The following is a 13431-nucleotide window of genomic DNA, read 5'->3' as shown; positions in this document are numbered from 1 at the left end:
CCAACGCCCCTACTGTTCGTACAGTCGACTCGACCAGGCGGGTACAGCTGGCTATACCTGCGAGCTCATTCGTACACACCCTCCACCGACCATCCACCGCCTTCACAGATCATCAGCAGCGCACGCGATTCCTCCAACAGAACCTGAGCCCGCGCCGCCGTGCGTGCCGAGGCAGCGTCCCACCATCGCTCGTCAACCGGCCAGGGCCCGGCCCACCCCTGCACTGCCCATTCCTTGCTCCCCCACTTCAGCCTTCCCGGCTGCGAACTGAAGACACCGCGCTCAGTGACGTACACGGCGTTACCGGCCACATCCCCCAGCCACACCTTGGGATTGTCGACGAAGATCGACCCCGGAGACGGTTGTGGCAGACGGCCCGGCCACGGGGCTGTCGGATCATGGGTAGCTACCCGCTCGTCACCCAAGGGCAACAAGGTAATTCGCTCCAAGGGCCCTCGACCTCCGCTCAGGACACCGACCTGAACCGATTCGCCACCCAGAAGACCCTGCACGCGCACCAATGCTCGCCTGGCTCGCTCCTCCTCGTCGCCGACACCGCCCCACAGCCCCAACTGCAAAGCGCCGGCACTGACCACCTCCACCGGTTCCAGACGCAACACGGCTATGCCTGCGGTTGGCCGGGTCTCACTGCGCCCGGTGAGCCAGCCATCCAGTTGCCATCGCACTCGATCGGCCGTTCCCTCCGGCGTCAGAGGTTCGGCGCAACGCCAAGTCCGAGAAAGATTTTCACCGTTACCCGTGCTGGCCGAAATCGACAGACGGGTGCACGCCACCGCGGCAGCAGACAACTTGTCGTGCAGGAGACTCGCCAAGGCGCGCCCGGCAAACGCTGCGGCATCCACCCGCTCGATCGACGGATCGTAATGCTGCTCCACCTCCAGGTCCGGCGGAAGTGTCCGCGCCGACGGTGGCCGTTCGGGTTCACCGCGCGCCGCACGATGCGCGAGCACCGCATCGGCACCGAAACGCGAAGCGACGTCCACTGCCGGCAGATCCGCAAAAGCACCGATGGTTCTGATCCCGAGCCTGCGCAGCAGATCCACCAACTCCCCGCGATGCGGTGCAGACAGGCTGGGCTCGGCAGCCAACTCCGGCATGGGTAGCGGCGCCAGAAACTGTGCCCCCTCCCCCGGCGGCACCAGCGCTGCCCGGCGCGCGGCAATGACCGCCGTGGACAGCTGATCTGCCACCCCCACCTGACTCTCGACACCCGCAGCAGATGCCTGATCCACCAATCGTTCCGCCGCAGCTTCCTCAGAACCGAAGTACCGACTGACACCACGCGCGCTGAGCACCAACAAACCAGGACGGAGTACCTCGACGCCCGGTGCCACCGCGTCGATGGCCGCGGCCACCGGCTCGAACAATCTTGCATCGCGTTCCGGATCTGCCATCGCCACATACAGTTCCGGGCAGCGAGCCTGCGACTCGCGTCGGCGCAGGCCTCGTCGCACTCCCTCCGCACGAGCCGTCGCCGAACATGCGATCACCCGATTACCCGAAGTGACCGCGACGGGATGTGTGGCCGGAAGATCGGCAAGCGCTGCCGCTGCCACCGCCGGCCAGTCCGGGCACCACAACGCCAGAACTCTGCTCACAGTGACACCACCTGCGACGACACCACCTGCGACGACACCACCTGCTCCGACACCACCTGCGACGACACATCCTCGACCGGCCGAGAAGGTACCCACTCGACCCGCCCGGCTGCACTGCAGATGTCCAGACGCGTGGTCCGGGGCTGGAACGAGCGCCCCCGAGCACGAACCGCGAGGCTCAGGGAACTGAGCCGTCCACGCCCCAACTCCCGACCCTGACCGAACCCACCATAGCCATGAACCCGAGCGTCCAACCGAACCTCGGCTCCGTCCCAGTGACCTTCGGTGACAACAAGAGTCGAGCCCTTGCTCCGAGCACGTGCGACCACCGCCCGAGCACGCGACGGGGATACCGACGCACCCGCCAATCCCAGAATCACCAGATCCATACCGTCGAGCAGCACGGCGGCGATCTCGACCGGATCCGGCCCAGGCGCCGGAATGAGTGCCAGACGTTCCAGTTGCGCACCCATCTCGTACGCCGCCAGCAATCCCAGTCGAGGCTGCCCGATGACTGCAACATGCCCTCCGGACGCCGTCACCGACGCGACCAATCCCAAAAGCAAGGACGCTGCACCCTCGACGGACACCACGGTTCCCCGCACCAAACCGCCCTGCGGTAACAATGCGGCGATACCCTCCGGCACCGGGAGGACACCGGCTTTGTGCGCACGGTCCACGACCGGCCTGTCCCGGTCGGCAACACTCTCGGAGGCCGCTGCACTTGTCCCGGAAACACCAGCCACAGGAACACCGGCCACAGAAACACCGGGCCCGGAAACACTCGGTCCCGAAAACGACGTATCGCCTCGCGAGGGAATGGACGCGATCTGTCGGCGGAGCTGTGCCAGCCGATCCTGACGGGACAACCCCGCCGCATCTGCCGACAGCTCTACCAACTCGGTCACCTCGGTCATCCCCATCCTCCGGAACACCGGAAAAACTCACTCGGCAGCAATCCATAACCAGCCGGCAAACCGCGGGGAAGTCGGGTCTGACATGCATCCAACGAACAGCAATTTCGAACATATTTTCGAACTGTTTTCAGTAAACCGTGTCACCCCCGACACGTCAAGCAGAGCCAAAAACCCAGTTCACAGGAGCCTCGAGCGTCACAGTGGCATCAATCCATTAACCTTGAGATGTGACAGCTCAAGAGCAGACCGGGAGGGGCATCGGGCCCGAATACCTGCTGGCGGGGCGGTACCGACTCCGCTCCAAGATCGGCGACGGAGGGATGGGCGCCGTCTGGCTGGCCCGCGACACCCTCCTCAGCCGCGATGTCGCGGTGAAACAGGTCACAAGTACGGAAGGCCTCGACACCGAAACGGCCGAAGAGGTCCGCGAACGTACATTGCGCGAGGGCAGGAACGCCGCAAAGCTCACCCATCCCCACTCCATCGCCATGTACGACGTCGCGATCGAGTCCGGCGAACCCTGGCTGGTCATGGAGTACTTCCCGGCTCGCAGCCTCGCCCAGGCCATGAACCTGGCGGACACGTTGCCACCACTCGAAGTCGCGCAGATCGGCGCGCAGATCGCTGCGGCACTCACCGAAGCGCACGCCGCCGGCATCGTCCACCGCGACATCAAACCCGGCAACATCCTGATCGCCGACCGAGGCAAGTCCCTCGGCACCGTCAAGATCAGCGACTTCGGCATCGCCCGCGCAAAGAGCGACGTGTCCGACACCCAGGACGAGGTCATCACCGGCACTCCCGCGTACTTCGCACCCGAAGTTGCCCGCGGCGACGACCCCACCGAGGCCAGCGACGTCTTCTCACTCGGGTCGACGCTCTACACGGTGATCGAGGGCCAACCGCCCTTCGGCATCGACTCGGACGCCATCGCCCTACTGCATCGTGTCGCCAAGGCCGAGATCTACCGACCCACCAAGTCTGGACCGCTCACCGATGTTCTCCTTCAGCTCCTCGAGCCGGACCCGACCCGTCGGCCGACGATGGCTCAGGCACGCGACGCGCTCGCCGCAGCCGCGACCGGCGGCGGCACGATCGATCAGTTGATCGACGCTCCCGTCTACTCGTCCGAGGGCGCCGTGCCGGCCTGGGCTCACCGCACCACACAACTCGCCGACCCACACCGCCGCAATCGCCTGACCGGCTCCACGGTCACCGGACTTCCTGCAGTGCAACAGAACACGCCACTGCGAAATGTTCCCAGTCCGATGGACATGTTCTCCTGGCCGCCGCGGATGCCGACCGGACCCGCCGATGCCAGCACCCGCGACAAGGTAGTCGCGTGGGCTCCCCTCGCCATGACCGGCATGGTCGCCGTCATCGTCTTGGCCGCACTGATCGTCGTCATCCTGGTGTTCACCGCCTGACTGGTGTTCACGGTCTGAGCACAAGCTTCACGCAGGCAGAATGTTTGCATTGAGGTGAAACACGTTGTCCGGGTCGTACTTCGCCTTGACTGCGGACAACCGCGCGTACTTCCCCGCGCCGTAGGAAGCTCGCACTCGGTCCTCGTCGACGTCGGTCATGAAGTTGACGTACCCGCCTTGGTTGGATGAGAACGGACGCAAGGCTTCCCAGGTCTCACGCACCCACGATCGATCCAATTCCAGCGTCCCGGCATCGGTGGCCGTCGCCGTCATATTGCACACGTAATGCGGTGTGCGAGAACCACCGAACGCTGTGTCGTCCTCGCCGACGGAAGTGAAAGCTCCCTGCAGCGGAAAGATCGGCATGAAGGACATCGGCGACGATTTCTTGCCCGCTTGTTCGGTCAGAACATCGATCACGTCGTCGGAGAAATCCACCAGGTCCAAAGCCTTCTCATAGGCGTACGCACCCCACGGTTCCGATTCGTCGAGCATCGACTGCAAGCCGACGTACGGGATCGGAGTGACGAACTCGAAAAGCGTCGGCAAGCCCTCTCGAATCGGCGCAATCGCGTTCGAGTGTTCTACTTCCGATCCGAAACCGGCTACCAGCAACGCGTATCCGGGCAGTAGGTGAAATTGATCCGGGACAAACGGCGCCGGCGGCGCGGACAAACTGACGGCAACCATCGCACCCGCATTTCTCGGCAGGGCAGGCACTACCTCGCGGCACAGACGAAGCGCTGCGGGTCCGTCCTCCATCCCCCAGAAGAACAGTCCCAGATGCACTTCCGGACCGATCTCGCTCAGACGGTACTCGAACTCGGTGACCACTCCGAAATTTCCGCCGCCACCGCGCAGTGCCCAGAACAAGTCGCTGTGATCGTTCTCGGAGGCTCGAACGATCGAACCGTCGGCGAGCACCACCTCTGCCGACACCAGATTGTCGATCGCCAGGCCGAGCGTGCGGGTCAACCACCCCATGCCACCACCGAGTGTCAGGCCACCGACGCCGGTATCACTGATCACTCCGCCGGTCACCGCCAACCCGTGTTCCTGCGTCGCCTTGTCGAGGTCGGCGATCGTCGCACCACCACCGACCCTGGCTCGCTTCGCTGACGGGGCGACGCTGACTACGTTGATCGCACTGAGATCGATCATCACTCCGCCTTCACACACCGATGTGCCTCGGTAGGAATGCCCGCCACCTCTGACCGAAACCTCCAACGAATGGGCTCTGGCAAATGCAAGTGCCACAGCCACATCCGACGCCGACCGGCACCTGGCGATCACCGCCGGACGATGATCGATCTGCCCGTTCCAGATCGATCTGGCGTCGTCGTACTCCGGATCTCGGGGGCCGAACACAGAACCTGTGATCGCCGATTTCAGTGGCGCGAACTCGACCGTCGTCATCACGCACCTCCCCCATCGGGCGTCGCGGTGACCAGCAGGTACTCCCACTCCATCGTGAACGGTTCGCTTCCGCTGCCGTACCTTTCCGTCAACTCGAGCAGATCGCGGTCCAGCGCCTGCGTTCGGTCAGGATCGCCGGCGATGTTCCGGTACACCGCGATGGTCGGCCCGTAATTCTTCTTGAAGAAATCACGGAACTCTTCCGGCCCGCTGAATGTGTCCACACGAAGTACGTCTTTCCTCGTGGCAACATCGCCAAGCAGATCACGAACATGGTTCTCATCGCCCCACAAAGGCGCCGGCTGCGAACCAGGAGGCGGCGGCGGTGCGTACGGCTTCATCGTTTTGAACATCTCGCCGATGAATCCCGTCGGAGTCCAACTCAGCACTCCGATCATTCCGCCGGGTCGGCATACTCGCACAAGTTCGTCCGCGGCGCGCTGATGATGCGGCGCGAACATCACACCGACGCACGAGAGCACCACGTCGAACTCGTTGTCGCCGAAAGGAAGAGCCTCGGCATCGACCTCCTGCCAGTCCAATTCGACTCCGGCGAGGGAAGCGGCCTCCTTACCCGCTACGAACAATTCGGGAGCCAGGTCAGTGGCAATCACCTGCGCACCCAGCGCGGCCGCCGGAATGGCGGCATTGCCGGACCCCGCCGCGACGTCCAGCACGCGGTCACCCTTCTGCACACCGCACTCGCCGACCAGTACGGGCCCGAGTTCCGCAATGACCTGCGTGGCCACCGCCGGATAGTTACCGAGACCCCACATGGCCCGATGCTTGGCCTTCAGCTCACGATCCAGCCCGAGCGTTTCCGTCGATTCACTCATTACCGTTCTCCTTCAATATTTTTGGTACTCGGAGCCCAACAACCTCGGAGCCCGACAACATTCATGCCGTTACTTCGACGCTACGACGACGGTTCACTCCTCTCCAGTACGAAATCTGTACCGGAGCACTCCAGAGGCCTACGATCGAGTGATGGGGTCCTCGTACCACCAGTTCTGCCCCGTCGCCAAGGCGATGGAGCTACTCGACGAGCGGTGGACGCTGCTTCTCCTGCGCGAACTGATGATGGGAAGCGACCATTTCAACGATCTCCGACGCGGACTTCCGCGAATGTCACCGACTCTGCTCTCCACGCGGCTGCACCAACTCGCGATCGCCGGCATCGTGGAGCGAGAAGAAACCGACTGCGTCGTCAGTTACCGATTGACCGACGCGGGCCGAGAACTGCGCCCTGTGGTCGAAGCTCTCGGAATCTGGGGTACCAGGTGGATCGGCGAGCTGGGCGATGAAGACCTGGATCCGAAACTGCTGCTGTGGGACATGCATCGACGCGTGGATCACTCCGTGGTTCCCGACGGAAAGACCGTGGTGCACTTCGTTTTCTCCGGCGTGCGTGAACATTCGCGAAACTGGTGGCTCGTCATCAATTCCGGGGAGGTGGACATGTGCGATATCGATCCGGGTTTCGACGTTGCGGTGTCGGTCTCTGCCGGCTTGCGATCGATGACCGAGATCTGGCGCGGTAACCTGACCTGGTCGGACGCCATACGGTCAGGTGACGTCACCATTTCGGGGCCTACGGCGTTGCGTCGTAGCTTGCCTTCGTGGTTCGAACTGTCGACTTTCGCATCGATCCCGCGCCCCGCGTAAAGCGCGCTCACCAGCCCCGTTCCGTCCTGTTACAGAGCTGTTTCAGACCGTGACACCGTCGACGAACGGCGACCACCTGACGGTGACACTGACCGAGCAGTCTCTGTTGTATGCCCAGCCACCGCGGAATAATCCGCCTCGCCGCACTCGGTGCAGTCGTACTCGGTGCGCTCACGCTCAGCGCATGCTCGTACACAGAAGAAGCAAAGCCCAAGAGTGGTAATTACCTTGCCACTCAGCCTGATTCAGGACCCGCAGGCGGCGAGATCGAGGACGGCATCAGCGTGCAGGATACCCATGTACCTGCACTGGCCCGTCTCGATTCCGCACTGCTCGCGGCGCTGCAGTCGGCAGCGGCCGACGCACAGGCCTCCGGAGTGAACATGCACGTCACCTCGGGTTGGCGGTCCGCCGCATACCAACAGCGACTGTTCGACGAAGCCGTCGTCAAGTACGGCAGCATGAACGAAGCGTCCAAATGGGTGCACTCCCCGAGTCTGTCGAAGCATGTCAGCGGACAAGCCGTCGACATCGGACCGACCGATGCCGACGACTGGCTCATCCAGCACGGCAATGATTACGGCCTCTGTCAGACCTATGCCAACGAGATGTGGCATTTCGAATTGGCAACCACTCCCGGCGGGGAATGCCCGCCCCAACTGAGCAACCCTTCGGACGAGAGAGCGGAAGGCTGATCATGACTCGAGTCAAACCCGCGAGACTGATTGCCGCACTGGCACTCCTGATCCTCGGAGTCGTCGAATTCGAACTGGCAGTCAACACGACTGGTGGTCAGATCGTCGACCAACAACTCATGGTGGGCGCGGCCACCTCCGAAGGACTCAGTGTGTTCTCCACCGAGTTCATCGGCCTCGTCACTCCGATACTGATAGTGGGAGGAGTGCTCGTGGCACTCATGATCACATTGCGCAACAACCCGATTGCGCTGGCCCTACGCGTCGTCGTCGTGACCCTCGGTCCCATCACGACGGCCTGGGTTCTCAAACAATCGTTGGATCGACCGGACCTGAACGGCCTGGTGATGCACAATTCCTTCCCCAGCGGCACGCTGACGGCCATCGCTGCTCTGGTCTGCGCGATCGTGCTCGTCACACCCTCGAGGTGGCGGGCAGTCGTTGCAGTCAACGGCGCGCTGATCACCATCGGGACCGCGATCTCGGTAGTCGTGTTGCAATGGCACCGGCCGAGTGACGTGATCGGTGCGCTACTGCTCGTCGGCTGCTACACCCTCGCCGTGTCGGCATTTCCGTTGAACACCAGCGTCGCACGGCACGCAGTACTGGCGGACTCAGGCAACGAACGGCTCTCGAAAGTGTGACCCCCTGTACCCTTGGCTGACCGAGATTCCTCCGACCGCAGAAGGCCCCTGATCATGGCGAGTCCAAGGTGAGCGCATGGTGAGCATTCTTTTCATAGAAGACGATCCAGCGGTAGCCGAGGCAATCACGTTGGGACTGAACCGACTCGGGCACAACGTCAGCCATCGGCCCGACGGTAACGGCGATTTCGACGACGTCCTCGGCTCCACCGACCTCGTCCTACTCGACCTCGGACTGCCAGGAGCCGACGGTTACGAGATCTGTCGACGCATCCGTACGCGCAGTTCGATCCCGATCATCATCTTGACCGCCAGATCCGACGACATCGACACTGTTGCCGGCCTCGAGGCCGGTGCCGACGACTACGTCGTCAAACCGGCCAGTCCGCGTGTCCTCGATGCTCGGATCAAAGCCGTCGTGCGGCGCTCGGCCCCCGCAACATCGCGTTCAGATGTGGCGCCGGGCGCAGAGAAGTTCGGCGACCTGGAATTGGATCGGTCGTCATTGCAGGTACGCAAAGCCGGGACGCTGCTGACCCTGACTCCGACCGAACTCCGACTGATACTGGCGCTGACCGAAAACCCCGGACAGGTTCTCAGCCGCAGGCAGTTGTTGTCCGCAGCCTGGGACCAGGAATACCTGGGCGACTCACGAATCGTCGATGCAGCAGTGCAGCGGCTGCGCGGAAAGATCGAGGACGACCCAGCCACACCGACCGTGATCGAAACGGTGCGCGGGTTCGGGTATCGCTTCAACACCAGCCCGGCCCGATGAGACCGACCTGGCTTCGGGTCGACGGTCTTCGGACCAGGCTCGTGCTCGTGTTCATCGCAATCGTCGTGATCATCGCCGGGGCAACCGCAGGCGTCGTCTCGTTCATGGCGCGGTCGTGGATCTATTCCAACGCTCAGGACGTGGCAACGGCACAATTTCGCGACGAACTGCAGTACAGCAACGGACCGCCGGTAGACGGGTTGACACCTGACACCCTCGACCAGATCTTCCAGTCCGACATGACTCTGATCGTCGACGGCGAAGTCATCCGTCAAGGATCAGTGGATGCGGCAACGATCCCACCCAGCTTCGAAGAGGGTTTGGACAGTCCCAAACTGATCCGCTTCGAGAGACTCGACTCCCAGCGCATCATGTTGGGAATGTCGGTCAATGTCGTGGACATGACTGCAGACGACGGCTACGACAACGAGACACTGGTCAAAGCCGTCACCATCCGGCCGCTGGTAGGGGTGCAGGACAAGTTCGACGACCTGCTTCGAGCTGTCGGTCTCACCCTCGCGGCGGGTGTGCTGGTGAGCGGTCTGCTCGGACTCTGGATCGCGTCGACGCTGGTCCGTCCGCTCAAACGCCTGGACGAGGCCGCCGCCCGCGCCGCCGACGGCGACCTGAGCGTCCGGCTCCCCGAAGACGGAGTAGCCGAACTTGCCCAGGTCACAACAACTTTCAACAACATGGTCGCTCGCAACGAAGCGGTCATCCGAGGTCTGGAAGAATCGGAAGAACAGTCGAGAAGATTTGTCGCCGACGTCTCCCACGAGCTTCGAACGCCGCTGGCGGCATTGGTTCCGGTCAGCGAAATCCTCCGCGAAGAGATCCCCAATCTTCCGCCGGACGCCGCCGCTGCAGCGCGCATCGTGAGCAGTGAGATCGGCAAGCTCACTCGACTTGTCGAAGATCTGATCGAAATGTCGCGCCACGACTCACAACAGGCGCGTCTCGTCCTCGACGACGTCGACCTCGTCGAATTGACCGAGCGCACACTCGAGAGCCGAGGTTGGACAGAAACCGTCGAACTCCGTGCACCCGAAAACGTCAGCACCAGAGTGGATTCGCGTCGAATCGACATAGTCGTCGCCAACCTCGTCGGCAACGCACTGCGCCACGGAGCGCCTCCGGTTCGCGTCGAGTTGAGCGCAGAACCCGGTTTCTCCGTCATCACCGTCGTCGACCACGGCCCCGGCATCTCACCCGAAGACCGGCAGGCGATCTTTCGGCGGTTCTACAAGGTCGACACCGCGCGCGGACGCAGCGAGGGCAGCGGACTCGGGCTCTCCCTCGCCGTCGAAAACGTGCACTTGCACGGCGGCACCATCGGCGTCGACCAGGTGGACGGGCGCACGATCTTCACGGTTCGCCTGCCCCATCGCTGACCCGCTTCCCGAGCGAACGTACCTTTCGGCGCACCCAAGGCGATCGTCGTACCGTTCGCTCGAAAAGGGGTGGGCACTTCGCACCCTGGACCCCCCACGTTTGACCAAATAGTGGGATTCTGGTTTCAACATGTGAAACCACACGAGTAGCGTCGGCATCGTCCAACAGCGTAGAAATCGGAGGGCACCATGACGCAGGCGTCGCGGTTGGAAGAGACGGCCGTCTCCCCGAAGGCGTGGACGATGCTCGGAATCGGCGTCGCAGCCCAGGCCGCAGGCACCGTCTTCGTCAGCACCCCCGCCTTTTTGATCCCGCTGCTGCATTCCGAGCACGGTCTCTCGTTGACACAAGCCGGAACCCTGGCCGCTGCACCCACTTTCGGCATGGTTCTCACCTTGGTGGCGTGGGGAGCGATGGCCGACAGATTCGGTGAGAAATGGGTCATCTCCATCGGGCTCGCGCTGACGGCGATCGCCGCGCTCGCCGCGACCACCACCGACAACTACGCCCTCCTCGGGATCGCATTTCTACTGGGCGGAATGGCTGCGGCGAGCACCAACGCCGCCAGTGGGCGTGTTGTGGTCGGCTGGTTTCCCAAGGATCGGCGCGGCCTAGCGATGGGCATCAGGCAGATGTCACAGCCACTGGGCGTGACCATTGCGTCGTTGACCATCCCGACTCTCGCCGCGAACGTAGGAATCGGTTCGGCCGTCGGACTGTCGGTGGCGCTCAACGGCGTCCTCGCCTTGATCTGTGCCGTCGCATTGGTCAATCCCCCGCGCCCGGCGCGGTCCACCGATATCCCGGTCGAGACGATCAACCCTTATCTCTCGAACTGGTTCCTCTGGCGCATTCACCTCGTCTCGGCACTGTTGGTGTTTCCGCAGTTCACCCTCTCGACGTTCGGTCTGGTCTGGCTGATCAGCGAGCAAGGCTGGGATGCGGCGCCCGCGGGACTCCTGATCGGGATCTCCCAGTTCGTGGGTGCACTCGGTCGCATCGTCGTCGGCATCTGGAGTGATCGCGCCGGAAGCAGAGTAGGCCCGCTGAGGTTGGTTGCCGTCTCCGCATCCGCGGTCATGTTGGCAATGGCAGCAGCCGGCGCAGCGCCTTGGGGCGTTCCGGCCCTGATCCTGCTGCTGGCAACAACCGTCAGCGTCGCCGACAACGGTTTGGCGTTCACATCTGTCGCCGAAGCTGCCGGGCCGAAATGGCAAGGAAAAGCGTTGGGCGCACAGAACACCGGCCAGTTCATTGCCGCGTCAGCAGTGGGCCCGGTGGTCGGTGCGCTGATCGGCGCGGTCGGCTACCCGCTCGCTTTCGCGATAGTCGCGGCATTTCCAGCCGCGGCAATCCCCTTGGTGCCCAGCCGAGATCGCGACATCAGCGTCTAGTCCCTCATCGGATTCGGTTGCACTGCAGGTCCCGTCAGATCACAATGCGGCTTGCACGCAACCGAATCCGCTTCCTGAACAGGCTCGACAGTCGGAGTACGGATCAGCGTCGCGGCGATGGCCGCACCGATCAACAGCAGCGCCACACAGATGTACATCGCGTACCGGAAACCGTCGGAGAAACTCGACGGATCGACCAGGCTCTCGGCATCAATGCCCACGAGAGCGGGCAAGGCCGCAACCGCAAGAAGCTGGCTCGTGCGAGCAACGGCATTGTTCACTCCGGACGCGATTCCGGACTGCTCCACCGGCACCGAGCCGAGCACGGCCGCAGTCAACGGCGCCACCATCACCGCCAGGCCGAGCCCGAAGACCAGAACTCCCGGCAGCACGACGGTCAGGTACGACGCATCCGGGCCGATCCGCGTCATCAACACCAACCCCACCGCGGCCACGGCGGGCCCGACCGTCATCGGCAATCGCGGTCCGTGCGTCTGCGCGTAACTGCCCGCGCGCGAAGACAACAGCAACAATGCCAAGGTGATCGGTACCGTTGCGACGCCGGCAGCCACCGGTGAGTACCCCGCGACCAACTGCAATTGCAGCACGAGCAGGAAGAACACACCGCCAAGAGCCGCATAGACCGCGAGAGTCACCAGATTGGCCGCGACGAACATCCGCGAACGAAACAGGGACGGCGGCACCAACGCACTCGGCGATCGACGTTCCACAACGAACAGGCACAGAGCGAGCACCCCGACCAGCCCGACTATCGGGTTGACTTCGATCAGCCCGTACGTCAGCGCCCCGAGACCGACTACTGCGCAGGCAGATCCGACCACGTCCAGGTGCTCGGGCGGATGCGGATCGCGGCTCTCCGGCACGTGGCGCACCGCTGCCCACACCACGACGATCGCCAACGGAATGTTGAGCAGGAACACCGATCGCCATCCCGCCACTTCCACCAGCCAACCACCGAACAGCGGACCGATAGCGCCGGCGACACCACCCAAGCCCGACCACAAGCCGATTGCCGCGCCGCGGTCCTCCTCGCGAAGTGACGCGGAAATGATGGCAAGGCTGCCAGGCGTCAAGAGCGCAGCTCCCACTCCCTGCAGGATCCGCGCAATCACCAGAAACGTGATGTCAGGTGCAATTCCGCACAGCAACGACGCGACCGCGAACCAGACCGTCCCCCACACGAATACCCGCCGCCGACCCCAACGATCGCCGAGGGCTCCCCCGAGCAGTATCAGCGACGCCAATGCCAAGGTGTATCCGCTGAGAGTCCACTGCAGCCCGGCGACACCGGAATTCAAGTCCTCGCCGATGTGCGGCAGAGCAATGTTGACGACGGTGCCGTCGAGGAGAGCCATGCTCGAGCCGAGAACGGTGGCGGCGACAACCCAACGCCCACGTCTCGACGCGAGCGCCAGTGGTTCCGTCATCGGTCCATGGTGCGCCTTCACTCGCAATCGCGAAAGGGT

General features: G+C 63.4%; 12 protein-coding genes. 7 read left to right on the top strand and 5 right to left on the bottom strand.

Going from position 1 to position 13431, the window contains the following annotated elements:
- Positions 1-65: 65 nt before the first annotated feature.
- Both RA302_RS09750 and RA302_RS09745 read right to left on the bottom strand, forming a co-directional pair.
- Positions 66-1619 (bottom strand): DNA polymerase Y family protein, encoded by a 1554-nt coding sequence (locus tag RA302_RS09750; protein WP_019747609.1) that lies wholly within the window; start codon positions 1617-1619, stop codon positions 66-68.
- The gene (locus RA302_RS09745; protein WP_182261802.1) at positions 1616-2536 is read right to left on the bottom strand and encodes a hypothetical protein; all 921 of its coding nucleotides are present in this window, start codon (positions 2534-2536) and stop codon (positions 1616-1618) included. Before RA302_RS09745 ends, RA302_RS09750 begins: the two co-directional genes overlap by 4 nt.
- A 227-nt stretch (positions 2537-2763) precedes the next feature.
- On the opposite strand from RA302_RS09745, the gene RA302_RS09740 reads away from it, so the two are divergent.
- Positions 2764-3963 (top strand): serine/threonine-protein kinase, encoded by a 1200-nt coding sequence (locus RA302_RS09740; protein ID WP_020906948.1) that lies wholly within the window; start codon positions 2764-2766, stop codon positions 3961-3963.
- 27 nt (positions 3964-3990) lie between these two features.
- Here RA302_RS09740 and RA302_RS09735 read toward each other — a convergent pair whose 3' ends face one another.
- Together RA302_RS09735 and RA302_RS09730 are read right to left on the bottom strand one after the other, a co-directional pair.
- Positions 3991-5382, bottom strand: coding sequence for an FAD-binding oxidoreductase (locus RA302_RS09735; RefSeq protein ID WP_029537867.1), 1392 nt, complete (start codon positions 5380-5382; stop codon positions 3991-3993).
- Entirely contained in the window at positions 5379-6215 is an 837-nt protein-coding gene (locus tag RA302_RS09730) for a class I SAM-dependent methyltransferase (RefSeq protein ID WP_338480371.1), read from the bottom strand. Before RA302_RS09730 ends, RA302_RS09735 begins: the two co-directional genes overlap by 4 nt.
- Positions 6216-6366: 151 nt before the next feature.
- Between RA302_RS09730 and RA302_RS09725 the strand changes: the two genes are divergently transcribed.
- The 6 genes from RA302_RS09725 (at position 6367) to RA302_RS09700 (ending at position 11944) form a co-directional block, all read left to right on the top strand.
- Positions 6367-7044 (top strand): helix-turn-helix domain-containing protein, encoded by a 678-nt coding sequence (locus tag RA302_RS09725; RefSeq protein ID WP_070796127.1) that lies wholly within the window; start codon positions 6367-6369, stop codon positions 7042-7044.
- Positions 7045-7154: 110 nt separating this feature from the next.
- Positions 7155-7739 carry a M15 family metallopeptidase gene (locus RA302_RS09720; protein ID WP_019747603.1) on the top strand — a complete coding sequence of 195 codons (585 nt, stop codon included), beginning with the start codon at positions 7155-7157 and terminating at the stop codon, positions 7737-7739.
- Positions 7740-7741: 2 nt separating this feature from the next.
- Entirely contained in the window at positions 7742-8383 is a 642-nt protein-coding gene (locus RA302_RS09715; RefSeq protein WP_019747602.1) for a phosphatase PAP2 family protein, read from the top strand.
- A 76-nt stretch (positions 8384-8459) separates the two neighbouring features.
- Positions 8460-9158: a response regulator transcription factor gene (locus RA302_RS09710; protein ID WP_020969076.1), complete on the top strand. Its 699-nt coding sequence runs from the start codon at positions 8460-8462 to the stop codon at positions 9156-9158.
- Positions 9155-10549, top strand: a complete 1395-nt coding sequence (locus RA302_RS09705) for a HAMP domain-containing sensor histidine kinase (RefSeq protein WP_029254938.1) — start codon at positions 9155-9157, stop codon at positions 10547-10549. Before RA302_RS09710 ends, RA302_RS09705 begins: the two co-directional genes overlap by 4 nt.
- 189 nt (positions 10550-10738) lie before the next feature.
- Positions 10739-11944: an MFS transporter gene (locus RA302_RS09700; protein WP_338480366.1), complete on the top strand. Its 1206-nt coding sequence runs from the start codon at positions 10739-10741 to the stop codon at positions 11942-11944.
- On the opposite strand, the gene RA302_RS09695 is transcribed toward RA302_RS09700, so the two are convergent.
- The gene (locus tag RA302_RS09695; protein WP_338480364.1) at positions 11941-13392 is read right to left on the bottom strand and encodes an MFS transporter; all 1452 of its coding nucleotides are present in this window, start codon (positions 13390-13392) and stop codon (positions 11941-11943) included. The genes RA302_RS09700 and RA302_RS09695 overlap by 4 nt on opposite strands.
- Positions 13393-13431 lie beyond the last annotated feature (39 nt).

The organism is Rhodococcus sp. DN22, from assembly GCF_036669995.1.
Classification (GTDB): domain Bacteria; phylum Actinomycetota; class Actinomycetes; order Mycobacteriales; family Mycobacteriaceae; genus Rhodococcus_F; species Rhodococcus_F erythropolis.
This window is presented reverse-complemented; position numbering and strand designations above follow the sequence as displayed.

Bases quoted from the DNA above. Each gene is read 5' to 3' on its own strand.
- RA302_RS09745 (WP_182261802.1), bottom strand. From the start codon at position 2,536: ATGACCGAGGTGACCGAGTTGGTAGAGCTGTCGGCAGATGCGGCGGGG.
- RA302_RS09730 (WP_338480371.1), bottom strand. From the start codon at position 6,215: ATGAGTGAATCGACGGAAACGCTCGGGCTGGATCGTGAGCTGAAGGCC.
- RA302_RS09725 (WP_070796127.1), top strand. From the start codon at position 6,367: ATGGGGTCCTCGTACCACCAGTTCTGCCCCGTCGCCAAGGCGATGGAG.
- RA302_RS09720 (WP_019747603.1), top strand. From the start codon at position 7,155: ATGCCCAGCCACCGCGGAATAATCCGCCTCGCCGCACTCGGTGCAGTC.
- RA302_RS09715 (WP_019747602.1), top strand. From the start codon at position 7,742: ATGACTCGAGTCAAACCCGCGAGACTGATTGCCGCACTGGCACTCCTG.
- RA302_RS09710 (WP_020969076.1), top strand. From the start codon at position 8,460: ATGGTGAGCATTCTTTTCATAGAAGACGATCCAGCGGTAGCCGAGGCA.
- RA302_RS09705 (WP_029254938.1), top strand. From the start codon at position 9,155: ATGAGACCGACCTGGCTTCGGGTCGACGGTCTTCGGACCAGGCTCGTG.
- RA302_RS09700 (WP_338480366.1), top strand. From the start codon at position 10,739: ATGACGCAGGCGTCGCGGTTGGAAGAGACGGCCGTCTCCCCGAAGGCG.
- RA302_RS09695 (WP_338480364.1), bottom strand. From the start codon at position 13,392: ATGACGGAACCACTGGCGCTCGCGTCGAGACGTGGGCGTTGGGTTGTC.